Origin of the sequence: Bradyrhizobium algeriense (assembly GCF_036924595.1) — a bacterium.
GTDB classification, from domain to species: domain Bacteria; phylum Pseudomonadota; class Alphaproteobacteria; order Rhizobiales; family Xanthobacteraceae; genus Bradyrhizobium; species Bradyrhizobium algeriense.
Genome location: NZ_JAZHRV010000001.1, coordinates 6311225 through 6334683, shown reverse-complemented (window position 1 = coordinate 6334683; position 23459 = coordinate 6311225). Strand labels below are relative to the sequence as shown.

Genomic DNA, 23459 nt, shown 5'->3' with positions numbered 1-23459 from the left:
CGGGGTTTCCCGCGACAAGGAAGCCCGCGAGCGACGCGGGCTTCTTTCGTTTGGCGACCGATCGGTGGCAACGGTTACAATTCTCGCGCCCTCGATGACTTCGTGCGGCCGGCGGTGGAAGAAGCCGACGCGAGACGCACGGCGGCTTGTTTCCCCTGCTTGCGCGACGGTCCCTTTGCGGCCAGCAGGACAGCGCGCGCATTGGTCTTTCGGAAGGCCGCGCCGGCATGCCGAGCCGCCGAAACTGCCGCAACGCGCAGCTTGCTGGCGGCCGCGTTCTTTTTGTCCTCGGCGTCGTCGGCCTCCGCCTTGCGCAACAGCGCGCTGGCGGAAGGCGTCAGGTCGACATTCACGGCGGCGATCTGGTCTTGCCGCGACAGGCCGCCGACGCCCTCGCACGGCGCTTTCTGCGGCAGATCGGTCGGCATGTGGACGGTATTCTCTTCGTCGGTCCACGCTTCGGCCTTGTGGCCGGTGATGATCTTGACGTAAGCGCGCGTTTCCTTTGGGAGTGTGCTGCGGCGTGAGAGCCACTTCTCAATCCGGCCGCCGCCCGCATTGTAGGCAGCCGCCGCAAGCCCGAGATTTCCGAACTGGTTATGAAGCTTGCGAAGAAATCTTGCCGCCACAGGGATCGCCTGCAGCGGATCGAACGGGTCTCTCAAGCCCATTTCGACGGCCGTTTGCGGCATGAATTGCGCAATGCCCCGCGCGCCTGCCGAGCTGATCTCCTCGGCGCGAAACCTGCTTTCCTGCCAGAGCAGGCGCGCGAAGAATCCGATCGGGATATCGTTTTCCTCCGCGGCGACCTTGACCGCTTCGCAGATCGGATTCGGTGGCGCGGACTCGTCGTAGAACGATGCGGCTGCATGAGCGGCGGCATCGGCTGCTACAGCTTTCTCGTATGGCGCAGCGACGACGTTTGTTGAGTCCAACGCCTGCGAATACTCGACCGACGCGGCCGAAATTCCAGCGTGGGAATTCGGTGTCGTGGCCGGTTCCGATTGCGCTTCGGCGACGACGAAAGACGGTTCCATCCAGACTGACCTGACGTCGGAACTTTCAAAATCCACTGCGATCACGAACACAGCAATCACGGCGGCGAAAAGATATCGCATCAAACTTCCATCCATGGGTGTGAAGGCCGGCCGGATAGAAGTCGGATGTGGACATTTCGCGGATGAACTGCGGCAGCGTTGTGTTTTCTGACCCGTAGTACTACCGAACAGAGTTCCCGCGTGCCGAGTTCAATGCAGAGTCAGTACGCGCGACAACGCAGCTTCGCGCTGCCGAATTGAATTTGACGCTGACGGACGTGGTCAAGCGCCCAGCGTAAAAGCTTCGTGCCCGGACGATTGCACTGAGATCACCAGGTCACGTCGCAACAGCAGGTTCAGCGGGCGGTTCAGCGCCTGCTGGAGACGCCGATGATCTCGACGAGGGAGCCGACCGATATGCCGGGCCGGCGCGCAATGACGTAGAGGATTGCGATGGTGCGCTCGCGACAATCCCAGCGTGCCCAGATATTCATCCGCCGCCAGCGTCATCCCGCGCCAACCGAAATACATCAGCTCTAGCGCGTCATCCAATTCATGGATCTTCTTCAGCGAGGCCCGGTACGTCTCGACCGAATGAGGTGCTCTTCGCATGGCGTGCCTGGATGGCTTGGACAGATCGAGGGCGGGCGTGAATTACGGAATTACGGTGACAGCCTGTCACAGAAATTATCGTGTCTCATTCCAGGGGTGCAGTCCAGTGCACCAAATGGGATGATCGCGTCTTTTGGTCATAGCGATGCGCGCTTGATCTACACCCGCATCGCAAGCAGGAATTTCATTCGCCTTCCCATGGCCGCAGCCGCGCGCCATGTCGAACGTAATGAACAATGACCTCGTCCGATCCGACCTCATATACGATCAGATAGCTGTGACCGGAAATCGTCGGAATTTCGGATTGCGGATTGCCGGGCCGAGATGCGGTTGCTCGGCGATCAGTGCTGTCGCCTGTTCGATCCGGGCGACGAATTGGGACGCTGCTCCCAAGCTCGTTTGATGGCAACCGCAAGGCATTGATTCTACCGTTGGCGGCCGTCCGAGACGATTGCCCGCCCAATGCCTTGCATCACCAGATGACGGAAAATGGCGTTCGCCTCGGAAGGCGCCAGTTTCGACCGCTTTTCGAGGCACCATATCAGTGTTGTCAGAAACGTTCCCACGACGAATTGCAGCATGAGTTCGCGCGGCACCGCGCCATCGTCGCCGAGCGTCGGCAATTCCTCCTTCACCAGTTCGGAAAGGGCGCGGCGGATTTCGTTGACGGCGATGATGCTGCCTTGTCCTCCCAACATGGCGCGATAAACATCCCGGTAGGCGCAAGCATGCTCGAACATCGCGAGGCTGAATGTCAGGGGCTGATCCCGCTCGCCGCCATGCCGCGGAGCTTGTCGTGCGGCTTTCAACTCGCTGCGAAGCCGCTCGAAGCCGCCGCGGAGCAGAGCGTCCTTACTGCGGTAGTGGGCGTAGAAAGTTGCACGGCCAATATCGGCCTCGTCGATGATCTCCTGCACGGTTAGGGCATCAAAGCCCTTGCGCATGATCAGTCGGATCAGTGCCTCGTGAAGCGCTCGCCGCGTGCGCGCGACGCGCCGGTCGATCTCTTCCATTCCTCACCTTTTTTCCGGACTCGTGCCGTCGATCGTTCGGTAACGAACGGCAGGCCACGGGCTGTCTGTTGTTCCGAACACGATGTTCACTATCATACGCCGGGTTCGGTTGTGGCACAGCAGCAAATGCTCCGGGAGGTCACCATGCTCGATATCGTCGCAGCGATTTTTGCCACCGCCTATTGCGCGGCTCAGGCAGGTCTGTTGATTGGCCCTGCGTTCCTTCGCGGAGCAACCAAGATTGCCCTTTTTGCTGCGACCGCGGTGTGGCTCGCAGTTGTCGTCGCAGTCTATGGGCTGGGGGTCCTCTCGCCCGGGACACTTGGCCCGTTTCCGGTCAACCTCGTGCCATTCACCCTTTTTCTTGCGATCCTGTTTGGAGCCTGGGTGCTGATCCCGCAGGCGCGCGATGCATTGCTGTCTGTTCCAATGCCAGCTCTGGTGGCGGTGCATGCCGGCCGTGTCGCCGGCGTGTTCTTCTTGCTTCTTTATTTCGACGGGCGACTGTCGGCACCGTTCGCGCCGGTCGCCGCTATTGGCGATATCATTACGGGCGCGGTAGCGCTCTTGCTCGTGCCGTTGCTGGTACTTGGGGTCAAAATGCCAAAGCTATGGCTCGGGGCTTGGAACGCGTTCGGACTGCTCGATCTGCTGACCGCACTCACTCTTGCGATGTTGTCGGTCCCGGGCACGGCATTCCGCGTGTTCACGGAAGGGCCGGGCACGCTCGTCATGGGGACGCTGCCCTGGATCTTCGTGCCCGCGATGCTGGTTCCGGTCGATCTGCTGGTCCACGTTGTGATCATGACCAAGCTCAGATCTGCCCCTCGTGTGCTCGGGGCGATGGCGATGGCTGGTTGAACGCGAGGGACCTCAATGACCGAAATAGCGACGAAACCTCACTCGCTTTCCCATGGCGAACGAAGTGAACGATGACCTCGTTCGATTCGACTTCGTAGACGATCAAGTAGTTACGGGAAATCGACGGAATTTCGGATTGCGGGTTGCTGCGCCCAAATTTCGGTTGCGCGGCGATTTCGGCTGTCGCCGCATTCGATGCGGGCGACAAGTTGAGCCGCCGCTGCCCCTTCGCGATGTACGCAAAAATCTCAGAGATCGGCGAGCGCGCCGCGTCCGTACCGGAGCTTCATGCGTTGCGGTAGCGGCTGAAAACTGCCTCAACCTGTTCGTCGCTCACCAGATCGCACCGGGCGGCGCGTTCTTCAGTTATTCGCCATTCCTCTTCGGAAATGTCATCGGCATCCAAAGCAGCGAAGGCTCGTCCGTCTTCGTTCTCGCGTTGCTCGAGCTTCGCCGGACATGCTCCGACGTGGCTGCGCCACGCGAAGCCCGCGAGGGCGAAGCGTGGTGCCCCTGGCCGGAATCGAACCAGCACTCCTTGCGGAACTCGATTTTGAGTCGAGCGCGTCTACCAGTTCCGCCACAGGGGCCTTCGGTCGCGGGCCGGAGGGCCGGTGCGGCGAAGCGGGCGGGAATATAGCGGGCGGCCTGCGCGGGTCAACCCGCGCGGATGTGATTGTGGCGTCTCTCGACACCCGGGCGGCGAGGGGATACGACGCTGTTGCCTGTTTGAGCATGGATTGTGCTCCGGAGAACGTCCGTGACATCAGATGCAGCCGCCCATTCGTCGCCTGCGCGCCTGTCCGCTGATCCCGCGCTGGTCGCGGCGCTGGCGATTGCGTTCATTGCGGCGGATGCGCTGGCGGGCGCGTGGTTCTTCCAGCTGGTCCTGGACATCCGCCCCTGTCCGCTCTGCCTCGAGCAGCGCTACGCCTATTATCTGGCGGTCCCGCTCGGCCTTGTGGTGGCGTTTGGGGCCTACCGGGGGGCGCCGAGGCCGGTGCTGCTGGCGGGCCTCGCCATTCTTGCGCTCGCAGCCCTCGCCAATGCCGGGCTCGGCGCCTACCACGCCGGCGTCGAGTGGCAATTCTGGCAGGGCCCGACCGATTGCTCCGGCCCCATCGCCGATCTCGGCAGCGCCGGCACGCTGCTGCAGCGGCTCGACACCGTCAAAGTGATCCGCTGCGACGAGGTGCAGTGGCGCTTCCTCGGCCTCTCGCTCGCCGGCTACAACGTGCTGATCTCGCTGTTGATGGCCGCGATCGCCGCGTGGGGCATGGTGTCGGCGAAGCGGGCGTAGCTTCGTAGGGTGGGCAAAGGCGCACTTGCGCCGTGCCCACCATCAAGCATTCCGCTCGTGATGGTGGGCACGCTGTCGCTTTGCCCACCCTCTACGACTTCACTTGTCAGGCAAGTCACCAAAAGTCTGTCCAGCCCTTCGCGTAAAAATATTCTGCTTTCGTTCTCGCGCAAATCAGCGGCTTCCCTGCGCCCTCTGAACAAGAGGGCGGGAAGTTGATAGCAAACCTCGGGCGCAATGCGCCGCGAGATCGCGAAACTACATCCACGTTATTGCGAGCGGAGCGAAGCAATCCATTGTCACCTCGTGCGCGGAAAGACGGGATTGCTTCGCGGAGCCTGTCATCCGGCGGCGCTTTGCGCCGACCGGGTGGCTCGCAACGACGGCCACCCTAATCGTCCACATCCTCCTGCGGACGGCCGAACAGATGCACGATGCCGGGCGTCGTGATCGATACGAACACGAAGCGCGACAGATGATGGGCGCCGACGAAAATCGGATCGATATGCAGCGTGAGCGCCAGCGCCAGCATGGCGTCCATCGCGCCCGGCGCGAACGCCACCACGACGTCGGCGAAGCGCACATGGGTGGAGAGCACGATCACCGTGACGAAAATGGCTGATATGGCGATGGCGACCGCAAAGGAGCCCAGCCCGGCATTGATGTGGCTGACGAGCGTCGACTTGCTGATCCGCGAAAACCGCGTGCCGATCACAGCGCCGATGCCGACCAGCGCCACGTTGCGCATCCATGGCGGCAGGCCGCCTTCGATCAAGTCAGTGCCGTGCAGCACGGCGGAGGCGATCATCGCGCCGAACATCCAGCTCGCCGGAAATTTGGCCAGCCGCAGCAGCAGCGCGACGGCTATGGCAGCGGCCGCCAGCACGGCGAGTTCGAGCGGCGAGGCGATCAGGCTGGCGACTTCAGCCGGCGCCGAGGGCGCAATCCCGGTAAACGCCAGCAGCAGCGGCAGCGCCGCGGTCAGGATGATCACGCGCATGGTCTGCACCACCGCGATCGCGGCGACATCGGCGCCCTTCTCGGCGGCCAGTATCGTGATCTGCGACAGCGCGCCGGGGCTGCCAGCCAGAAATGCCGAGGTCTGGTCCCAGCCGTGCATGCGCTGCAGATAGAAGCTCGAGCCGAAGGTCGAGCAGAATGTCGCCAGCGCCAGCAGGCCGATGGTCAAGGGATAGGCACTCATGTGCTGGATCAGTTGCCGCGACACCAGCGAGCCCAGCGTGATGCCGAGCAGCACCAGCACGGTCTGCGTCAGGACCGGCGGCATGGTGACCGGCCGCCCGGCGAGAGCGGCGATGCCGACGGCGACCATCGCGCCGGAAATCAGTCCGCCGGGCAGGTTGAGCCACAGAAACAGCAGGCCGCCGCCGGCGCCGATGACGAGCGTTTCGAGCGTGCCGAGAATTTTGGCACGGTCGGCAACAGCGGAGGACATCGAGGCGGGGATCAGGCTCACGCCGCCTTATGGCAAATCCGCATACGAGGGACAAATGCGCCACGCGATTGCAGCAATGCGCGGGCGGCGCCGGCGGTGGCCTGCCGGCGTCATAAAAATGCTGATGGTCCCGACACGGCCCTCGCGCAGGAGGGCGGGGCGGTTACTTCGCCTTTTCGGCGGCGGCCTTCTTGCACGCGGAGCGGAATTTCTTGCGTTCCTTGCCGTGAAGCCCCTTGGCATCGGCTTCCTTCGAACATTCGAGCGAGGCGGCGGTGCGCGGTTTGGCCGGCTCAGTCTTGGACGGCTCGGTCTTGGCCGGCGCCGTGGTTTGCGCGAAGGCGGAGCCCATGAGCAGAAGGGAAACGGCGGTTGCGGTGGCGAGGGAGGATATTTTCGTCATGGGGCACCTCGGATTGAAACAAGGACGCAACCGTTGCGTTGCAATGCTGAACCACAGGTGAATGGAGTTGAACTGGCTGACACAAAATTTTTTACCGGAGGGTCGCTCTGCGCGTTGTCGCAAGCTGTGGTTGCGCTAGGATGGCAGGTGCAGATGACTTCCCCAAGGAGACCAGGATGACTATTCAAGCAAAAATACTGGGCGCGATTGCGATGTCGGGTTTGGCTGCGTTTGCGATGACGTCGCAGGCGAACGCTCTGACCGCGCAGGAATGCAGCGCCAAATACCAGGCTGCCAAAACCGCCGGCACGCTCGGCGGCCAGAAGTGGAACGACTTCCGGAAAGCCCAATGCGGTGCCGACGCAACGGCCGCGCCAACGACCGCCGCTCCCACCGCTGCGGCTCCGGCCCCCACCGCGGAGCCGAAGGAAGCCGCCAAGAAAGCATCCAGGAAGGAAGCCAAGGAAGCCGCGGCGCCGGCGGCACCGGCAGGCCCGGCGGTCTTTCCGAACGCCGTGGATCCGAAATATTCCAAGGAGACCGCCGGCAAAGCGCGCATGCACACCTGCGTGGATCAGTACAATGCCAACAAGGCCACCAACGGCAATGGCGGCCTGAAGTGGATCCAGAAGGGCGGCGGCTATTACAGCGAATGCTCCAAGAAGCTGAAGGGCGCAGCCTAAGCAGCAACCCACAAGGGCGCGGCCGGATGTTTCGGCCGCGCCTACACCCCGCGGAGCAATGTTTCGGCCGACTTCGCCACCAGTTGCGCGCGCTTGCGCGGGCCGCGTTCGAGAAACAGCAGGCTCTGGCCGAACACGAAACAATAGAACAGGAACGCCTGCGCGTCGGCGTCCTCAGCCGCCAGCCCCCTGGCGCGGTAGAGATGCCCGACATTCTTCAACCGCGCGGCGTCGACGCGGGCCACCGCGTTGGCGGCAAGCTCGTCGGAGCGGGCCCATTGCCGGATCGCGAGCTCAACAGCCATGCCTTCGGTATTCATCCGTTCGGAGTAAAGCGCGATCAGCGCCTTCAGCCGCTCGCGTGCGGTGGCGCCATCGAGGCTGGTGTGCTTTTCGATCGCGGCAATCCGCCCCTCGCTCCAGTGCTGCAGCATGGCTTCGAGCAAGGCCGCGCGGTCGCGGAAGCGGCGGTAGAAGCCGCCCTTGGTGACACCGAGGTGTTTTGCCAGCACCTCCACCCGCACCCCCTCGACGCCGGTCCGGGCGATTTCCTCAAAGCCGGCCTCGATCCAGCTCTCGCTGCGCACCTCGCCGGTTCGCGCCTCCGCCTTGGCGTCGCTTTTGGGATCGCTCATGGTCCGGCCTCACCGATTCTTGATACGGTACCGTATTGCTAACCCGGGCGGGGTCTGATACGCCACCGTATCAAAATTAAAAAAGCGGGAGCGAACGATGGAGACGGACGCGACCTATTGCGGCACGGTCTATCCCTGGCAATGCGATCATGTCGGGCACATGAACATCATGTGGTATGTCGGCAAATTCGACGAGGCGAACTGGAATCTGTTCGCAAGGCTGGGGCTGACGCCGTCCTACTTGCGCGAATCCGGCCGCGGCATGGCCGCCGTGCAGCAGACCGTCACCTACAAGCGCGAGCTGCTGGCCGGCGATATCGTCGAAGTCAGGAGCCGGCTCCTGGAAATCCGCGACAAGTCGGTCCGCTTCATGCACGAGATGCGCAACGCCGAAACCGGCGAGATCGCCGCGGTCTGCGAATTCGTCGGCGTCCACATGGACCGGCAGGCGCGGAAGTCGACGCCGTTCGCGCCCGCGATCCGCGACGCCGCGATGAGGTATCTCGAGCCGGCGATGGCGTGAACCGCATGCCGCGCTTCCAGCCGAAGAACCCGGATTATCGCGCAATCGCGATCCATACGTTCAACCAGCAGCGCGCGATGCAGACGCTCGGCATTTCGATCGCGCGGCTGGAGCCGGGCGAGGTCGACCTCGCGATGGACTATTCAGCCGACCTCACCCAGCAGCACGGCTTCGTCCACGCCGGGATCATCACCGCAGGTCTCGACAATGCCTGCGGCATCGCTGCCTTCACGCTGATGCCGGCGGCAACGGGAATTCTCACCGTGGAATTCAAGACCAACCTGCTGGCGCCCGCGCGCGGCGAACGCTTCACCTTCCGTGCCACGGTGGTAAAACCCGGCCGCACGCTGACGGTGTGCGAGGCCCGCGCCTATGCAACGCATGACGGGGTCGAGACCTTGATCGCGACCATGAGCGGCACGCTGATGGCGCTGGCGGCCCGCGAGGATGCCCCGCAGGAAAGGGCGCACGCACCGACCTGACGCTGCTGCAGTGCATACTTATGCTATCGGCATAGCAGGACGTGAAAAATCCTTCTATGGTCCGGCCGTGCAACTGAGTCTTTCAACTTGATCATCACAGCCGCGCATGGCGTGCTGGGACTGGCGTCGGGGATGCTGGTCGGGTTCTCGCTCGGCCTGGTCGGCGGCGGCGGCTCGATCCTGGCGGTGCCGCTGATGGTCTATGTGGTCGGCGTGGCGGAGCCTCATGTCGCGATCGGCACCAGCGCGATCGCAGTGGCTGCGAACGCCGCGATCAACCTGTCCAACCATGCGCGCGGCGGCACCGTGATCTGGTCTTGCGCGCTGATCTTCGCCGCCGCCGGCATGGCCGGTGCCTTCGGCGGCTCGATCCTCGGCAAGATGGTCGACGGCCAGAAACTGCTGGCGCTGTTTGCGCTGGTGATGATCGTGATCGCGCTGTTGATGCTGAAGACGCGTTCGCGGATCGGCCTGCCTGACGTCAAGGTCTCGATGTCGAACATGCCGGCCATCGTCAGTCTTGGTCTGGCGACCGGGACGATATCGGGATTCTTCGGTATCGGCGGCGGCTTCCTGATCGTGCCGGCCCTGATGCTGGCCACCGGCATGCCGATCATGAACGCGGTCTCCTCGTCGCTGGTCGCTGTCACCGCGTTCGGCCTAACCACGGCCGCCAGCTATGCCTGGTCGGGCCTGGTTTCGTGGGCACTGGCGGGACTGTTCGTGGCGGGCGGCATCGCCGGTGGATTGGCCGGCACGCGTTCGGCCCGGCACCTCGCCGAGCGCCGCGGCGCGCTCAATATCGTGTTCGCCGTGGTCATTATTGCGGTGGCGCTCTATATGCTGGCGCGTAACATATCCCCATCTCCGGCGTAGACAGGGGATGCAGCCCCTTCGCGAGACCCACATGAAGCGATCGAACAATCCGGCCGGGGCCAACCACCCGGGATGCACGCGGCGTAAGGCGCTCGGCCTGCTTGGCGGCGGTGCCGCGCTGCTCGGCGCCGGCGCGGCGTCGCGATCGGCGTTCGCGCAAGCCAGCGACGACGTCCTGACCGAGGCGCTGGTGCTGCGCGACCCTGATGTACCCTCCACCGGCAATCCCGACGGCGACATCAACATCGTCGAATGGTTCGACTACAACTGCCCGTATTGCCGCAAGATCGCGCCCGAGATCCAGCAGGTGGTGCAGGACGACGGCAAGGTTCGCCTGGTGCTGAAAGACTGGCCGATCCTGGGCGAGATCTCGAAATTCGGGGCGCGGATGGCGCTGGCGGCGAAGTATCAGGGCAAGTACATGGCCGCGCATGAGGCGATGATCGGCGTCAGCTCGAAACTGACCGAACCGCGCATCCGCGAATTGCTGGCCGGCGCCGGCGTCGACATGGATCGCCTCAACCGAGACGCCACGTCCAACGCCAAGGCGATCGACATCATCCTCGCGCGCAACCACGATCAGGCGGTGGCGTTCGGATTCAAGGGCACGCCATCCTTCATCGTCGGCAAGTTCCGCGTGCCGGGAATCCTGACCATGGCGCAATTCGAGATGGTGATTGCCGACGCGCGCAAGGCGAAGAAGGCCAACTAGCCATCAGAAAAAATGTCCAGAAAAAACGCCGTCGTGCATGACGACGGCGTGAATCCTATCGCTGCTATCGCCGAATTACTTCGACGAAATCTTGACCCAATCCTCATGGGCGCGCGTCTTCAACTTGTTCCAGTCGGCGGCCGCGACGTCCCAGTTGACGATAGTGCGATTGGCCTGGGCGACCTGGCCGCTCGCGACGCTCGACGTTTGCATGGAATCGTAGACATAAACGCCGCCAACCAGCAGCAGCGCACCCAAAATCATTCCGACAAACGTCTGCATGGCAAACCCTCCGTTGCGGCTGATAACGCCGCACCCGGAGCATGGTTCCATGTCTACGGGCCATCAAGCCATTGCAGCATTTCCGCGTTCATCTCGCGCGGATAGGCATGGCTGAGATCGTCGAGCTCGCGGTAGGTGACGTTGGCGCCGGCTGCCGACAGCGCCTGGCTGGTCTGCCGCGCCACCTGCACCGGAAACATCCAGTCGAGCCGGCCATGCACGATATGAATCGGCAGGCCGCGCAGCCTGTCGGCATCGGCCATTTCCGCCAGCATCGGATGAAATGTCGCCGATACCGGCGCGAGGTGGGTGAAGGGCGAAGCGCCGTCGAAGCCCGTCACATAGCAGAATGTGCCGCCGTCGCTCATGCCGGTCAGCAGCATCCTGCCCGGATCGACATTCCAGCGCGCGCGGACGGATTCCAGGATGCACATGAGGTTCGGTGTATCGGTGTCGTCGCCCATCAATGCCCAGGTACTGCCGGTTGCGGTCGGTGCGACCAGGATCGCGCCGCGACTGCGGGCGTCGCGCAGCCAGCTCCACAGGAAGCCGCGGCCGTTGCCCCTGCCGCCGTGCAGCGCCATCACCAGCGGCCATGCGCGATCGGGCGTGTAATATTCCGGCACGTAGAGCGAGAAGCCGCCGCGGCTGTCGGGCTCGTTATGATTGTGGAAGACGCCGGTGTTTGAGTTGGCCGGCGCCGCCAGCCGCGCTTCAAGCCCGGCGTCGTCGCGCAGCGCGGGATCGACAAAGAACTGGTTCACCGGCGGAAGTTTCGCCGACAGCGCATAGAGCGCCTCCTGCGCGCGCGGGGCGTAACGCAGCGCACGAAACAGGCTGACGAAATCGCCCTGGCCGTTTTGCACGACGCGCAAGGCCGCGAAAGCGGCCAGCGCCGCATCGCTGGCCGTCTCCAGCGGGGTCTTGATGTCTGCAAATTCCGCCGGCCATTGCGCGAGTCGCGGCCGAATGGCGCGCAGGGCTTCATCCGGTTGCCCAACGCGCTCCATCACGCGGTCGAAATCCGGCGGATTGAGGTAGCGCGCGATGAACCCCAGGGCTTCAAGCGAGTGCAACAGCGGCGGCAGCACGGCCACGATGTCGTCCACCACGGCCTCACTCATCGGGCGTACTCTGCTTTCAATGGTGGCTTGGTTCTTGGTTCAATTCAATGAAGCCTTAGCTTAATGAAGCCTTTCTTAATGCAGCCCTAGCTCAGTGAAGCCTTGGCGCCTTCAACAGCCTGGCGCGGTCGGTCGAGCTCAGCACCACGTCGAAGGTAACGCCCTCATGGTAGACGGTGAGCGGCACGTCGACGCCGGCGGCACCGAGCGACCAGAGCTTGCGGTAGAAGCCGGTCTGGCTGGTGATCTTGTCGCCGTTGACCGCGAGGATGACGTCGCCCGTCTTCAATTCGGCGCGCGCTGCCGGTCCCTTGCTGGCGATGCCGACCACCACGACGCGGTTGTCGATCTCGGTGGTGTACATGCCGAGCCACGGCCGTGACGGCTTGTTGACGCGGCCGAATTTCCTGATGTCGTCGAGCACGGGCTTCAAGAGGTCGATCGGGACGATCATGTTGACGTGCTCGGCCTTGCCCTCGCGCTCGCGTTCGAGCTGCAGCGAGCCGATGCCGATCAGTTCGCCGCGGTTCGAGATCAGCCCGGTGCCGCCCCAATTCGGATGCGCGGGATGGGTGAAGATCGCCTCATCCAGCAGATATTCCCAATAGCCGGCGAATTCCTGCTTGGCCGCGATCTGGCTTGCGACCGAGCGCGTGCGCCCGCCGGCACCGCCGACCACCACGCGGTCACCGACCTGGGTGGTGGCTGAAGAACCGAGCGGCAGCGGTTCGAGATCGAGGTCGCCGAGCGCCTGCACCAGGCCGAAGCCGGATTCGAAATCGAAGCCGAGCGCGTGGCCTTCCACGACGCGGCCGTCGCCGCGATGCAGCCACACTGCTTCAGCCTCGGTGATGAGATAGCCGATCGTCAGCACCAGCCCGCTATCGATCACGACGCCATTGCCGGCACGTTCGGTGCCGAGCGTCTCCGCGCTGTGGGCATCGGACGGGATGATCGAATGCAGCCCGACAACCGACGACAGGGCTTTGTCGAGGTCGAAAGCGTAGTCGCTCGCGCGCGGCTGGTTTGCGGGCGGCACTCTCCACTCGGTCAAAGTGGCCATGGATGGTCTCCTGGGGAACCGGCGCGCTTTCGGCAGGGCGAAAGCGCCGGGAATTCATGACAATCTATGCTGCAAACGGCCGTCTTGAAAGTGTCCCCCAAAAAGGGCCGTCATGCGACTCATAAGAGGCCATATTTATAAATGTTCCACGGACATTGAAGGTTAGCTCGCCTTGGCCCGTTCGCGCGACGGCATGATCCGGAAATCGCGATTTTGCTTCAGCCAGCCCGCGCGTTCGTCGCGCAGCAGCGTCCGGCGAACCTTGCCGGAATCGTCGCGCAGGCCGACGGTAACGGCCTCAAAACTTTCCGGGTGCTTGTAGCGGCTGAGCCGGTCGGCCAGGAACGCGGCCATGCCGTCGGCAACCGCCTGTGCATCGGCGCTCGGGTCGAGTTCGAGGATGGCGTGCACGCGCTGCCCGAATTCCGGATCGGGGAGGCCTACAGCGACGCAGGAACGCACCTCGGGATGTTCCGTCACCGCGGCCTCGACTTCCGCCGGATAGATGTTCGCGCCGCCGCGCAAAATCATGTCGGCGAGGCGGTCGCCGAGATAGAGATAGCCTTCCGCATCCAACCTTCCGATGTCGCCGAGCGATTCCCAGCCGTCGGCGCGGCGCTTCGGCTCGGCGCCGAGATAGTGATAGGTCGAGCCGGCGCCGTCATTGGGCAGGAAATAGATCTCGCCGGTTTCGCCGGTGGCGACCTCGTTGCCGTCTTCGCCGATGATGCGCAGGCGCGCGGTCTCGCCGATCTTGCCGACCGAGCCGCGGTGTTCGAGCCATTCGACGCCCGATATGATCGTGGCGCCCTGTGCTTCGGTGCCGCCATAGAGTTCGTAGATGCGCTCGGGCCCCAACCACTCGATCCATTTTTCCTTCAGCCATGGCGGCATCGGCGCGGCCATGTGAAACACGATCTGCAGGCTGGACAAGTCGTAGCGGTTGCGCACCTCGTCGGGCAGCGCCCAGATCCGGTGCATCATGGTGGGCACGAAATTGACCCACTGTACCCGGCTGGCCTCGATCAGGCGCAAGCATTCCTCGGCGTCGAATTTGACGAGGCCGGTGACGCGTCCGCCGTTGAACAGCGCGGTGTGCGAAACGATGAAGGGGGCGTTGTGGTAGAGCGGGCCGGGGTTGAGCAGGGAAGCGCCGAGTGGCATGCCGAGCGCCGCCGATCCGCCGGTATCGACCACGGCGGGCTTGTGATCGAGGATCACTTTCGGCCGACCGGTCGAGCCGCCGCTGGTCATCGCCTTCCAGTAGCGCGCCACCGGATTGCTGATTGGCTCGTCGGAAAAGCCATCCAGCACGAAATCGGCCGGCACTGAATTGGGCGCGTTCCAGTCGGGCTGGCCGCCGACCACCAGCGATGGCTTGAGGATGTCGAGCACGGCTGCGGCCTCGCCGCGCGGCAATCGCCAAGTCAGCGACGTCGGCGTCGCGCCACATTTCCACACTGCAAAGGTGGTCTCGAAAAACACATTGCTGTTGGGCAGCCCGATGGCAACGAAATCGCCGGGCTTGACGCCTTTAGCGGCAAAAGCACGTGCGCGCCGGTTGGCGTTGCGCTCGAGCTGCTCCCAAGTGATGGCATCGTCACCGTGGCTGACCGCGATGGTGTCCTTCGGTTTCCGTTCGGCATACCAGCGCGGCACGTCGGCGATGGGAATGAGCATGGGGGCGTTTCCGTTGGGGCGTTGTTGCCGCTCTTGTGGTTGTGACGAGGCGGGCGCCTCAAAAGTATCGTGACAGAATTAGGTGGCTGAGTGAAGGGAGACCGGAGCACGTGTGCCGGGTCGGAACGCATTTGCCCGGACATTGTTACCGGCTTGAATCAGCGCAGTGGCGCCATGTTCGACCGCAAGGGGTCGGCACGCTGCGAGGCAGACCGCGAAAAGAAAAGGCCCCGCTTCGGCGGGGCCTTCCTACGCGGGCGTTGGGCGTCTACGCGTTCGGCTCACCAGTCAGAAACGACAATGTTGCCGTAGGGTGCGTAGTCGAGGGGCACCGGCGCGCCAAACGCGGGGGCCGGCACATAGGCCCGACGGCTCACCACCACGGTGCGGGGCCGCACGATCGGCGGTGCTCCGATAACCGGCCCTGGTGCGACGTAAACGCTGCCCGGAGCCACTGCCACGGGATACGGATCGGCTACGGGATAGGGGTCGGCATATGAATCGACATAGATTGCCTGTGCCGACGCACCGGTGACGCTGAGGGCCAACAAACCGGCGATTGCCAGGCCGGCCGTCGAGCAAATGCGCGATCTCGTTGTCATGTTCCGCAAACTCCTTCACTGCTTGTTAAGGCTTGCAACCGAACTACCGAACCCACACCGCGCGCGGTCGTTCCCGGCGCTCACGAGGTTTTTGACCGCAAGTTCCACCGTGATAGCTTCGCACTTTACGGACCGGCCAGGATATCGGTATCCAGCGGGCGATCGCGAGAAGCAAACCATTCGGCGCGAAGCGCTGCATGGCGGCGAGCGCGATCGTTGATCGGCAGTTTCAACCCCTCGAGCAGGCCCTCAACCTCGCAGCACGCGGGGATGCGAGAGACCTCCCCATCGATGCCGGGCATTGTCTCGCATAGCGCGTCCAGCGCGGTGAGCCCCCGGGGAAAAAGGTCGCGATAAATCGGGCGGTCGTGAAAGCCGGGTACAACTCGAAAACCTGCATCGAGGGCCAGCTCCTGCAAGCAGCCGCAAAGAACCTGGGCGGTAGATGATCGTCGCGGCGAAATCCGGTTGCGCACGACCACCCAATCGATGAGGGCGCCATCGACCGGCCGGCGATGGCGACGCGTCTCGCGCACCAACTCGCCGTAATGGCTGATCCCCGTGACCGTCAACGTGACCGGATCGAGCGTCGCCAGCACATCGAGGTCGACAAAACTGTCGCTGAGCGGCGTCACCAGGGTGTCGGTGATCGAATGGGCGAGCCGCATCAGATAGCTGTCATGCGGAGGCGTATCGATCACGACGAAGTCATGGCGATCCTGTGCAGCGGCAATCGCTCGCTGAAAATCGGAGCATTCGGCGGCCTCGTTTTCCGCCACCATGGCACCTTCGACGCGTGCGATGCAGGAATGCGTCGGCAACTCCAGATCGACTTGTTTCCGCCGCGCCCAGTCGCGCCGGCTCTCGACATAATGGGTGAGTGTCCGCTGCCGGCTGTCGAGGTCGACGGTTGCGACGCGCTGGCCGGCCTTCAGCAGCGCAACCGCGATGTGCATTGCGATAGTGGTTTTGCCCGAGCCGCCCTTCTCATTACCGACCACGACGACATGCGGCGGGGGACGCAATTGATGTACGGGCGCGGTAAGCACGGCTGCGCCTTAACATTCGGTTGCTTTCAAGCCTGCTCAGGAGGGACGAGATCCGCGAGGCGGCGGCAGTCCCTGCAGGCCAAGGGATTGAATAACTGCGCAATCAGCCAGTTTGTTCCTGGAACGGCCAGTCGCCCATTTGTGTTGATGTTGTTGCCGGCTCGAACAGAAGGCCAACCGAGGGATGGCGCGACAAATCCGTGGCGCGAATCCTACGGATCGAGCTCGGTATCCCAGTACAAATAATCCAGCCAGCTATCGTGCAGATAGTTCGGCGGAAACAGTCGCCCGTTGCGATGCAGTTGATGCACCGTTGGCGCAAACGGGTGTTGCCTTGGAAACATCCGCGCCTGCTGCGGCGTCAGATTGCCCTTGCGCAGATTGCACGGCGAACAGGCTGCGACGACATTTTCCCAGGTGGTCTGGCCGCCCTTGCTGCGCGGGATGATGTGATCGAAGGTGAGGTCGTCATGCGCGTGGCAGTACTGGCAGACAAAGCGGTCGCGCAGGAAGACGTTGAACCGGGTGAAGGCGGGGTGCGTCGTCGGCTTGACGAACGACTTCAGCGACACCACGCTCGGAAGCTGGATCTCGAAGGTCGGGCTGCGCACCGCGCGGTCGTAGTGCTCGACAATGTTGACGCGATCGAGAAATACCGCCTTGATCGCGTCCTGCCACGACCAGAGAGACAGCGGGTAGTAACTCAGCGGCCGGAAATCCGCGTTCAGCACCAATACCGGCCAACCGCCTTGCGAGACATGTGCGTTCAAGTAACGCTCCTGACCCCCATGTTAGCTGCGAAGCAGCATGCGCCTTGCATACTACAGGCAGCGTGACGGGATTGTGAAGAGCGTTCCGGGCCTTATCCGCCACTGCCACCGTTCCGCCCGCATTTGCAACATGGCCGTGAAGACCGCTAAACCGGACGGACAGGCATCGTTCAGCCGCTGGCGGACCTCAAAAATGGCCACCCCTTCACGTTATCTTGAGGCTCCGCGCCGGTTACGGGCGTTCGTTCGCGCCCATGAAACGAGCCTGGTGGTGCTGGCGGCGATGATCGGAACCATCGGCGGCCTGGTGGTGCTGGCGATGAGTGTGGCGGTAGCGGCGCTGCACGCGCTGCTGTTCAACATCAGCACCACGGAGCGGCTTTCCAGCCAGCCGAGTGTCGAGACGCTGCGGGCCGTGCTGGTTCCAAGTCTCGGCGGCTTGCTGCTGGGGGGCGCCCTGCTGCTGTTGCTGCGCTGGCGGCCTGCGCGCGAGATCGACCCGATCGAGGCCAACGCCCTTCATGGCGGGCGGATGTCGTTTCGCGGCAGCGTCATCGTGGCCCTGCAGACCACCTGGTCCAGCGGGGTCGGAGCGTCGGTCGGCCTCGAAGCCGGATATACCCAACTTGCGAGCGGCCTTGCCGCTTCGCTCGGCCGTGGATTTCACCTGCGCCGCGCCGACCAGCGCATCATGGTCGGCTGTGGAGCGGCGGCTGCGATCTCGGGCGCGTTCGGCGCCCCGCTCGCCGGCGCCTTCTATGCTTTCGAACTCGTGATCGGAGGCTATACGTCGGCCAGCCTGACGCCCGTCGGCGTCGCCGCCGTGGCGGGTTATTTCGTCACCCATGGATTTGAGGACCTGTCGCTCGGCATCAGCGTCGGCCCGGTCGGCGACGTGGTCGGGCGCGATCTTGCGGTTGCTGCGCTGCTCGGAATTTTGGCGGCACTGTTCGGCATCCTCATCATGCGCGGCGTCGCGTTGTGCGAGACGGGGCTGGCGAAGACCCGTCTCTGGCCGCCGCTGCGCCCGGCACTCGGCGGCCTCGCCGTCGGTCTGCTCGCGCTGCTGACGCCGCAGGTGATGTCATCAGGTCACGGCGCGTTGCATTTTTCCGGCCTCGTTTCGATGCCGTTGCAGATCATCGCCGGCGTCTTCGCGCTGAAGGCGCTGGCCTCGATCATCTCGCTCGGCTCTGGCTTTCGCGGTGGATTGTTCTTCGCCACGCTGTTCATGGGTGCGCTCGGCGGCCGGCTGTACGCCGCCGGCGTCGATCTGGTCTGGCCGGGCCTTGCGCTGGATCCCAATGTCTATGCCGTGATCGGGATGAGCGCGCTGTCGGCGTCGGTGATCGGCGGCCCGCTGACGATGTCGTTCATCGCGCTCGAATCGACCGGCAATCTCTGGCTCACCACGGTGGTGCTGGTCGCGGTCATGATCTCCACCCAGATCACCCGCGAATTGTTCGGCTACTCGTTCGCGACCTGGCGCCTGCATCTGCGCGGCGAAACCATCCGCAGCGCCGCCGATGTCGGCTGGATCCGCGATCTCACGGTGCGGCGCCTGATGCGGTCGGATGTCGCCACGGTCGATGCCGGTATCGGGATCGAGGACTTCCGGGTGAAATTTCCGCTGGGATCGAAGACGCAGGTCGTCGCGGTCGATGCCACGGGGCGCTATGTCGGGCTGGCTGTGGTCGCCGAAGCGCACGCACCTGACATCGATGCCACACGCGGTCTCATCGGCATCCTGCATCATCGGGACGTCGTGCTGCATCCGGTCATGAACATTCAGGAAGCCATCGCGGTATTTGACGCCGCCGAAGCGGAATCGCTGGCGGTCGTCGAAGCCGGCGGCGAACATCGGCCGGTCGGAATTCTCACCGAAGCCCATGCCATGCGGCGCTACGCGGAAGAATCCGACAAACGCAGGCGGGAGGCGATCGGCGAGGTTTGAGCGCCGGCGTCTATGGCGCTGGCCTCGACAGGCTGCCGCGGTTCCTGGATGGCAAAGTTAACGCGCCCGCTGGTCAATCCACCGTGATCGCGCGGGTCGTTCGTGCGCCGGCGCGCTAGCCGCCGATGATCAAGGCGCTTAACCTGAGGTTTCCTGGGGTTTCCAACCATCGCAGAGGCTGCCATGAAAGTTCACGCGATTCAGACCGGCTTTGTCCGGATCAAAACCGCGCAGGTCGAAGGACGCGGACATGGATGGTCGCGGCGGCTCGCTATTTTTGCCGACCCCACCTGGACCGATTGGCTCCCGACCTATGCATGGGCCATCGACTGCAGCGAAGGCGTGATCGTGGTCGATACCGGGCAGGGTGCGCATCTGCTCGAATCCGGCAAGTCGTTGCATCCCTATGTCCGTTGGGAAGTTGCGTTCCGGATCGAGCCGGAGCAGGAGATCGGTCCGCAGCTGCGTGCACTTGGTGTGGGCCCGCGCGATGTCAAACGGGTCGTTCTCACCCATCTGCACATGGATCACGACGGCGGGCTGGCGCATTTCCCGAACAGCGAAATCCTGGTGGCGCCGGGTGAGTTGAAAATCGCCAGCGGCTTTGCGGGCCGGATGCGCGGCTATCTTCCGCACCGCTGGCCGTCCTGGTTCGATCCGGCGCCGTTGCGGCTTGAAGCCCGGTCGTTCGGACCCTTCGCGCAAAGCCGGCGATTGACGGCCGCGGGAGATGTTATCGCAGTCGCCACGCCCGGCCACACGGCCGATCATCTCTCGATCGTGGCCGACGATGGCAATACCACCTATTTTTTCGCTGGCGACACTTCCTACGACGAGAGATTGATGCTCGCGGGCAAGCTCGACGGTGTCAGCGCCGACGAGGGGGTTTCCACCGCCACCCTCGACGCGATCCGGAATTTCGTCCAGTCCCGTCCGACCGTCTATCTGCCAACCCATGATCCGCAGGCGGCGGCGCGGCTGGCGGGCCGGCAATTGGCCGGCGCCGAGGTCTAGATCTTCTCCAGCTTCTGCAGGCTGCCCGTCTACGGTTTGGCGGCGCTGGTAATGAGCTTCAGCCCGAGAGCGAACATCACGGCGCCGGCTGCTCGATCAACCCACGACTTGCAAGACAGATAAGCCCGTTGCGGCCCTGACGACGAGAAGAGAAGGGCGACCAATACATACCAGCCGGTCTCGACGAAAAGCACGGCTGCAAGCAGCGCGGCAGCGAACCCCAGCGTGAACGACGCCGGGAGAAAAGCGGCGAACACGCTTGCATAGACGATGGCGGCCTTCGGGTTGCTGAGCTGTGTTGTAAGGCCCAGCCAGAACGCTGTAAGGGGCCGGCTGCTGCCCTTGCCGCTGTCGGCGACAGCCGCGAGAGGCTGCCGCGCAGATCTGAATATGAGAAATCCGAGGTAGCAAAGGTACAGACCGCCAACGACCCTGAGGGCAGCATAGAGCGCGGGCACCGCCAGCAGGACGCTCTGCAGCCCGAGCAGCGCCGCCGCGCCGAAGATGGTGCCTCCCACGCCCATACCCAACGCTGTGGCAAGCGCGCGAATTCTGCTTGATGCGACAGCCACGCGGGCCACCATCACGAAGCTCGGCCCGGGGCTGATCACTCCGACGCTGAGCGCGGCAACGATACTGGCGAGCGTTGCTAGTTCTTGCATTGTCTAATCCTCCGGGCGGCTTGCACGGGCTTGAGTCGCACGGCTTGGCTTATTCGGTGTGCGGCGGAGCTTCGACCGCCCAGCTCGGATCGGCACCGAACGGGTGATCCATGAAAAACACCCAGCTGCCATCGGGCAACCGGCGGTGAACCTCCATGCCGTGATGATGCACCTCGGTTGGCTTGCCGTCCTTGTCGGTGCCCTTGATCAGCCATTGCGACCGCGTCATCGCGAAGTCGCCGGAGACGGTGGTGTGATGGGTCACGACGTCCATGTGCGGCTTCAATCCGACATAGGCGGCCATCGTCTTGCGGATGCCGTCGGCGCCGCGCGCGATAGTGCTGCCGCCATGGACTTCGTCGACCTGAACGATCGAGGCATCGGGGTGGTACATCGCGGCCGCGGCATCGACGTCCTGTGCATTGAATGCGCGTGCCAGCCAGAGATTGCAAAGCTCGGGTGACGGAGCTCCCATGGCTCAACTCCCCATGTTCAGGGTTGATCGATCAGCGAGCTGACGCAAGCCGCCTCGTGCTACGGCAGCAAAGCTGAACTGGCGTCATGCTGTGTTCCATTATCTCGCTTTTCTCGCTGCTCAGACAGGTAACGTCTGGCGCAGCGGAAAGCACGTTGGAAATGCGCCAGCGCGGCTTGCGAAACTGCAAGGGACCCCTAGCTGTGCAGCCATGGAGGACTGGAACGAGCCTCAACTCGTATTGGCGGTGCATCGGGCAAGCAGCCTCACCGGTGCCGCCAAAGCGCTTGATATTGACCATTCGACCGCGTTCCGGCGTCTGAATGCCCTGGAAACGCGGCTCGGTGTTCGTCTGTTCGAACGGCTTCCCGGCGGCGCTTACCAGGCGACGCCGGCGGGCGAGCGGATGGCGGCAGCCGCCGAGCGGATGGAAGATGAAGCGCTCGCCATCGACCGCGACATTGCCGGCCGCGACCGCCACCTCTCCGGCCGCTTGCGCGTCACCTCCTCGGAAACGCTGGCCTATCGAAAGCTGACCAGCCATCTCGCAACGTTCCGGCAAACCCATCCCGGCATCATCGTCGAGCTCGTGGTCGACAACCGCGTCCTCAACCTCTCGCGACGGGAGGCGGACATCGCGCTTCGTCCCATGCGGCCGAAGGAGGGCGACCTCTGGGGCCGCAAGCTCGCCGACGTCGCATGGACGATCTATGGCGCTGTGGCCTATCTCGAAGAGAGCGGCGGGACGATTTCTTCCGCGGACGATCTCCGCCGTCACGCCCTGATCGGATGGGAAGAAACGGCTGTTGGCATCATGGCTGCCGATTGGCTGAATCGCATGGCGCCGGACGACGCCTTCGTCTACCGGACCAACAGCCTCGTCAATCAGTTTGCCGCCGCGAAAGCCGGCATCGGTCTCGCGCTGCTTCCCTGCTATCTCGGCGACGAAGATGCCGACCTCGTCCGCGCGCTGCCCGGTCCGGTGCCGGATTTGGTTGGCGAACTATGGATCGTGACCCACGCCGACCTGAAGCGGACCGCGCGGGTGCGAGCGTTCTTCGAAATCGTTGGAGAGGGCCTTGCCCGTGAGCACAATCTGTTCGACGGGCAGGGCCGATCCCGTCCTGCCGCCTAGATCTTCTCCAGCTTCTGCAGGCAGCGGCTCACCCGAACCTCCGGCGGCATCGGCGTGTCCGGAAAGCTGGTCTTCCAGTCGGTGACGCCGACTTCGCCGATATAGATGTCGCCATTGGAATCCATCGCGATGCCGTGCGGCGCGAGGAATTTTCCGGCCTCCAGCCCCGGGCCGTTCTCGCCGCCGAGGCGGGCGATGCGCTTGCCTTTTGAATCGACGATCGAGAGTCGAGGGCCGAGATTGGGCACCTTGCGGTTGACGGCCAGGCCGGGGCCGAGCTCGCCGATGATGAAATTCGGCTGCTTGCCGCCGCCGCAACGACACAGCGCACAGGGCCGGTGCAGATTGTTCCACTGCGTCTCGTATTTGCCGTTGCCGTCGAACACCTGGACGCGATGGTTCTCGCGGTCGGCGACATAGACCCAGCCGTCGGCATCGGTCGCGATGTTGTGGACGATGTTGAACTGGCCGGGATCGGTGCCGGGCTCGCCCCAGGTTTTCAGCAGCTTTCCATCCGGCGAATATTTATGGACGCAGGCATTGCCGTAGCCGTCCGAGACATAGATCTCGCCCCTCGGCGACAGCGCCGTATGGGTGCAGCGGTGAAACGGCTCGCCGCTCATGAACGGCGCGGGCTTGTTTGGGATGCCGATCGTCAGCAGTACCTTGCCGTCGGTCGTGCACTTGCGCACGGTATGGTCGCCGTCATCGGTGCAATAGAGATTGTCGTCGGCATCGATATGCAAACCATGCGCACGATTGAACAGGCCTTCGCCCCAGCTCCTGAGGAAATTCCCTTCGCGGTCCAGCACCACCATCGGATGGTCGCCGCGGTTGAAGACATAGATGCGGTCCTTGCTGTCGACCGCGACGGACGCGGCGTCGGTCAGGCTCCAGCCGTCAGGCAGCTTCGCCCAGTTTTCGACGACGCGATAACGGTGCTCGCCCGAGCCGAGAATAGCCGGCATCTTCGGTCCTCCCCAATGTTACATCGTTGATGCGAGTGTCGCAGACGCCGGTTCGGATCGCGAGGGGCTTTTGCGCATGGCCGCAGCC

General features: G+C 63.7%; 27 protein-coding genes and 1 tRNA gene. 10 read left to right on the top strand and 18 right to left on the bottom strand.

Annotated elements, in window-relative coordinates; genetic code table 11:
- Positions 1-74: 74 nt before the first annotated feature.
- From V1286_RS30530 to V1286_RS30520, 3 genes are all read right to left on the bottom strand, one after another.
- The gene (locus V1286_RS30530) at positions 75-1118 is read right to left on the bottom strand and encodes a lytic transglycosylase domain-containing protein (RefSeq protein WP_334485938.1); all 1044 of its coding nucleotides are present in this window, start codon (positions 1116-1118) and stop codon (positions 75-77) included.
- A gap of 201 nt (positions 1119-1319) precedes the next feature.
- Entirely contained in the window at positions 1320-1589 is a 270-nt protein-coding gene (locus V1286_RS30525) for a hypothetical protein (protein ID WP_334485937.1), read from the bottom strand.
- 485 nt (positions 1590-2074) lie between these two features.
- Positions 2075-2662 carry a TetR/AcrR family transcriptional regulator gene (locus V1286_RS30520; RefSeq protein ID WP_334485935.1) on the bottom strand — a complete coding sequence of 196 codons (588 nt, stop codon included), beginning with the start codon at positions 2660-2662 and terminating at the stop codon, positions 2075-2077.
- Between the two features lie 144 nt (positions 2663-2806).
- Here V1286_RS30520 and V1286_RS30515 point away from each other — a divergent pair, with 144 nt between their 5' ends.
- The gene (locus tag V1286_RS30515; RefSeq protein ID WP_334485933.1) at positions 2807-3523 is read left to right on the top strand and encodes a hypothetical protein; all 717 of its coding nucleotides are present in this window, start codon (positions 2807-2809) and stop codon (positions 3521-3523) included.
- Positions 3524-3809: 286 nt separating this feature from the next.
- Here the strand turns inward: V1286_RS30515 and V1286_RS30510 are convergent, their stop codons facing one another.
- On the bottom strand, positions 3810-4058 hold the full coding sequence (locus tag V1286_RS30510; protein WP_334485931.1) for a hypothetical protein: 249 nt from the start codon (positions 4056-4058) through the stop codon (positions 3810-3812).
- Positions 4029-4113 (bottom strand) — tRNA-Leu (locus V1286_RS30505). Before V1286_RS30505 ends, V1286_RS30510 begins: the two co-directional genes overlap by 30 nt.
- A gap of 170 nt (positions 4114-4283) precedes the next feature.
- On the opposite strand from V1286_RS30505, the gene V1286_RS30500 reads away from it, so the two are divergent.
- Positions 4284-4823 (top strand): disulfide bond formation protein B, encoded by a 540-nt coding sequence (locus V1286_RS30500; protein ID WP_334485929.1) that lies wholly within the window; start codon positions 4284-4286, stop codon positions 4821-4823.
- A 391-nt stretch (positions 4824-5214) separates the two neighbouring features.
- Here the strand turns inward: V1286_RS30500 and V1286_RS30495 are convergent, their stop codons facing one another.
- Together V1286_RS30495 and V1286_RS30490 are read right to left on the bottom strand one after the other, a co-directional pair.
- On the bottom strand, positions 5215-6300 hold the full coding sequence (locus V1286_RS30495; RefSeq protein WP_417021196.1) for an AbrB family transcriptional regulator: 1086 nt from the start codon (positions 6298-6300) through the stop codon (positions 5215-5217).
- A gap of 142 nt (positions 6301-6442) precedes the next feature.
- Entirely contained in the window at positions 6443-6682 is a 240-nt protein-coding gene (locus V1286_RS30490; protein WP_334485927.1) for a PsiF family protein, read from the bottom strand.
- Between the two features lie 176 nt (positions 6683-6858).
- Between V1286_RS30490 and V1286_RS30485 the strand changes: the two genes are divergently transcribed.
- A complete protein-coding gene (locus V1286_RS30485; RefSeq protein ID WP_334485926.1) occupies positions 6859-7365 on the top strand; it encodes a hypothetical protein in 507 nt (168 codons plus the stop codon).
- 41 nt (positions 7366-7406) lie between these two features.
- On the opposite strand, the gene V1286_RS30480 is transcribed toward V1286_RS30485, so the two are convergent.
- The gene (locus V1286_RS30480; protein WP_334485925.1) at positions 7407-8000 is read right to left on the bottom strand and encodes a TetR/AcrR family transcriptional regulator; all 594 of its coding nucleotides are present in this window, start codon (positions 7998-8000) and stop codon (positions 7407-7409) included.
- Between the two features lie 97 nt (positions 8001-8097).
- Between V1286_RS30480 and V1286_RS30475 the strand changes: the two genes are divergently transcribed.
- The 4 genes from V1286_RS30475 to V1286_RS30460 all read left to right on the top strand — a co-directional run bounded on the left by V1286_RS30475 (position 8098) and on the right by V1286_RS30460 (position 10593).
- A complete protein-coding gene (locus V1286_RS30475; RefSeq protein ID WP_334485924.1) occupies positions 8098-8523 on the top strand; it encodes an acyl-CoA thioesterase in 426 nt (141 codons plus the stop codon).
- 5 nt (positions 8524-8528) lie between these two features.
- Positions 8529-9005: a PaaI family thioesterase gene (locus V1286_RS30470; protein WP_334490007.1), complete on the top strand. Its 477-nt coding sequence runs from the start codon at positions 8529-8531 to the stop codon at positions 9003-9005.
- Positions 9006-9095: 90 nt separating this feature from the next.
- A complete protein-coding gene (locus V1286_RS30465) occupies positions 9096-9881 on the top strand; it encodes a sulfite exporter TauE/SafE family protein (RefSeq protein ID WP_334490005.1) in 786 nt (261 codons plus the stop codon).
- Between the two features lie 31 nt (positions 9882-9912).
- On the top strand, positions 9913-10593 hold the full coding sequence (locus V1286_RS30460; protein ID WP_334485922.1) for a DsbA family protein: 681 nt from the start codon (positions 9913-9915) through the stop codon (positions 10591-10593).
- Between the two features lie 75 nt (positions 10594-10668).
- Here V1286_RS30460 and V1286_RS30455 read toward each other — a convergent pair whose 3' ends face one another.
- The 7 genes from V1286_RS30455 to V1286_RS30425 form a co-directional block, all read right to left on the bottom strand.
- Positions 10669-10875, bottom strand: a complete 207-nt coding sequence (locus V1286_RS30455) for a hypothetical protein (RefSeq protein WP_334485920.1) — start codon at positions 10873-10875, stop codon at positions 10669-10671.
- 53 nt (positions 10876-10928) lie between these two features.
- Positions 10929-11999, bottom strand: coding sequence for a carboxylesterase family protein (locus V1286_RS30450; RefSeq protein WP_334485918.1), 1071 nt, complete (start codon positions 11997-11999; stop codon positions 10929-10931).
- 91 nt (positions 12000-12090) lie between these two features.
- Positions 12091-13062: a S1C family serine protease gene (locus tag V1286_RS30445; RefSeq protein WP_334485916.1), complete on the bottom strand. Its 972-nt coding sequence runs from the start codon at positions 13060-13062 to the stop codon at positions 12091-12093.
- A 162-nt stretch (positions 13063-13224) separates the two neighbouring features.
- The gene (locus V1286_RS30440) at positions 13225-14742 is read right to left on the bottom strand and encodes an AMP-binding protein (protein WP_334485914.1); all 1518 of its coding nucleotides are present in this window, start codon (positions 14740-14742) and stop codon (positions 13225-13227) included.
- Positions 14743-15023: 281 nt separating this feature from the next.
- Positions 15024-15344 (bottom strand): hypothetical protein, encoded by a 321-nt coding sequence (locus tag V1286_RS30435; RefSeq protein ID WP_334485912.1) that lies wholly within the window; start codon positions 15342-15344, stop codon positions 15024-15026.
- A 125-nt stretch (positions 15345-15469) separates the two neighbouring features.
- Positions 15470-16393: a division plane positioning ATPase MipZ gene (locus V1286_RS30430; protein WP_334485910.1), complete on the bottom strand. Its 924-nt coding sequence runs from the start codon at positions 16391-16393 to the stop codon at positions 15470-15472.
- Positions 16394-16605: 212 nt separating this feature from the next.
- Complete coding sequence (locus V1286_RS30425; protein WP_027539519.1) at positions 16606-17163, bottom strand: HNH endonuclease; 558 nt, start codon at positions 17161-17163, stop codon at positions 16606-16608.
- A gap of 193 nt (positions 17164-17356) precedes the next feature.
- Here V1286_RS30425 and V1286_RS30420 point away from each other — a divergent pair, with 193 nt between their 5' ends.
- Both V1286_RS30420 and V1286_RS30415 read left to right on the top strand, forming a co-directional pair.
- Positions 17357-19117, top strand: coding sequence for a chloride channel protein (locus V1286_RS30420; protein ID WP_334485906.1), 1761 nt, complete (start codon positions 17357-17359; stop codon positions 19115-19117).
- 183 nt (positions 19118-19300) lie between these two features.
- Positions 19301-20131: an N-acyl homoserine lactonase family protein gene (locus V1286_RS30415; RefSeq protein WP_334485904.1), complete on the top strand. Its 831-nt coding sequence runs from the start codon at positions 19301-19303 to the stop codon at positions 20129-20131.
- A 29-nt stretch (positions 20132-20160) separates the two neighbouring features.
- On the opposite strand, the gene V1286_RS30410 is transcribed toward V1286_RS30415, so the two are convergent.
- Both V1286_RS30410 and V1286_RS30405 read right to left on the bottom strand, forming a co-directional pair.
- A complete protein-coding gene (locus V1286_RS30410; protein WP_334485902.1) occupies positions 20161-20793 on the bottom strand; it encodes a LysE family translocator in 633 nt (210 codons plus the stop codon).
- 49 nt (positions 20794-20842) lie between these two features.
- Positions 20843-21268, bottom strand: coding sequence for a YybH family protein (locus tag V1286_RS30405; RefSeq protein ID WP_334485900.1), 426 nt, complete (start codon positions 21266-21268; stop codon positions 20843-20845).
- 211 nt (positions 21269-21479) lie between these two features.
- On the opposite strand from V1286_RS30405, the gene V1286_RS30400 reads away from it, so the two are divergent.
- Positions 21480-22403 carry a LysR family transcriptional regulator gene (locus tag V1286_RS30400; RefSeq protein ID WP_334485898.1) on the top strand — a complete coding sequence of 308 codons (924 nt, stop codon included), beginning with the start codon at positions 21480-21482 and terminating at the stop codon, positions 22401-22403.
- Here the strand turns inward: V1286_RS30400 and V1286_RS30395 are convergent.
- Positions 22400-23371 carry a peptidyl-alpha-hydroxyglycine alpha-amidating lyase family protein gene (locus tag V1286_RS30395; protein WP_334485896.1) on the bottom strand — a complete coding sequence of 324 codons (972 nt, stop codon included), beginning with the start codon at positions 23369-23371 and terminating at the stop codon, positions 22400-22402. The genes V1286_RS30400 and V1286_RS30395 overlap by 4 nt on opposite strands.
- Positions 23372-23459: the final 88 nt, after the last annotated feature.

Excerpts from the sequence above, each read along its gene's own strand:
- V1286_RS30530 (WP_334485938.1), bottom strand. The coding sequence starts at position 1,118 with ATGCGATATCTTTTCGCCGCCGTGATTGCTGTGTTCGTGATCGCAGTG.
- V1286_RS30520 (WP_334485935.1), bottom strand. The coding sequence starts at position 2,662 with ATGGAAGAGATCGACCGGCGCGTCGCGCGCACGCGGCGAGCGCTTCAC.
- V1286_RS30515 (WP_334485933.1), top strand. The coding sequence starts at position 2,807 with ATGCTCGATATCGTCGCAGCGATTTTTGCCACCGCCTATTGCGCGGCT.
- V1286_RS30490 (WP_334485927.1), bottom strand. The coding sequence starts at position 6,682 with ATGACGAAAATATCCTCCCTCGCCACCGCAACCGCCGTTTCCCTTCTG.
- V1286_RS30485 (WP_334485926.1), top strand. The coding sequence starts at position 6,859 with ATGACTATTCAAGCAAAAATACTGGGCGCGATTGCGATGTCGGGTTTG.
- V1286_RS30480 (WP_334485925.1), bottom strand. The coding sequence starts at position 8,000 with ATGAGCGATCCCAAAAGCGACGCCAAGGCGGAGGCGCGAACCGGCGAG.
- V1286_RS30475 (WP_334485924.1), top strand. The coding sequence starts at position 8,098 with ATGGAGACGGACGCGACCTATTGCGGCACGGTCTATCCCTGGCAATGC.
- V1286_RS30470 (WP_334490007.1), top strand. The coding sequence starts at position 8,529 with ATGCCGCGCTTCCAGCCGAAGAACCCGGATTATCGCGCAATCGCGATC.
- V1286_RS30460 (WP_334485922.1), top strand. The coding sequence starts at position 9,913 with ATGAAGCGATCGAACAATCCGGCCGGGGCCAACCACCCGGGATGCACG.
- V1286_RS30455 (WP_334485920.1), bottom strand. The coding sequence starts at position 10,875 with ATGCAGACGTTTGTCGGAATGATTTTGGGTGCGCTGCTGCTGGTTGGC.
- V1286_RS30450 (WP_334485918.1), bottom strand. The coding sequence starts at position 11,999 with ATGAGTGAGGCCGTGGTGGACGACATCGTGGCCGTGCTGCCGCCGCTG.
- V1286_RS30445 (WP_334485916.1), bottom strand. The coding sequence starts at position 13,062 with ATGGCCACTTTGACCGAGTGGAGAGTGCCGCCCGCAAACCAGCCGCGC.
- V1286_RS30440 (WP_334485914.1), bottom strand. The coding sequence starts at position 14,742 with ATGCTCATTCCCATCGCCGACGTGCCGCGCTGGTATGCCGAACGGAAA.
- V1286_RS30435 (WP_334485912.1), bottom strand. The coding sequence starts at position 15,344 with ATGACAACGAGATCGCGCATTTGCTCGACGGCCGGCCTGGCAATCGCC.
- V1286_RS30420 (WP_334485906.1), top strand. The coding sequence starts at position 17,357 with ATGGCCACCCCTTCACGTTATCTTGAGGCTCCGCGCCGGTTACGGGCG.
- V1286_RS30415 (WP_334485904.1), top strand. The coding sequence starts at position 19,301 with ATGAAAGTTCACGCGATTCAGACCGGCTTTGTCCGGATCAAAACCGCG.
- V1286_RS30410 (WP_334485902.1), bottom strand. The coding sequence starts at position 20,793 with ATGCAAGAACTAGCAACGCTCGCCAGTATCGTTGCCGCGCTCAGCGTC.
- V1286_RS30405 (WP_334485900.1), bottom strand. The coding sequence starts at position 21,268 with ATGGGAGCTCCGTCACCCGAGCTTTGCAATCTCTGGCTGGCACGCGCA.
- V1286_RS30400 (WP_334485898.1), top strand. The coding sequence starts at position 21,480 with ATGGAGGACTGGAACGAGCCTCAACTCGTATTGGCGGTGCATCGGGCA.
- V1286_RS30395 (WP_334485896.1), bottom strand. The coding sequence starts at position 23,371 with ATGCCGGCTATTCTCGGCTCGGGCGAGCACCGTTATCGCGTCGTCGAA.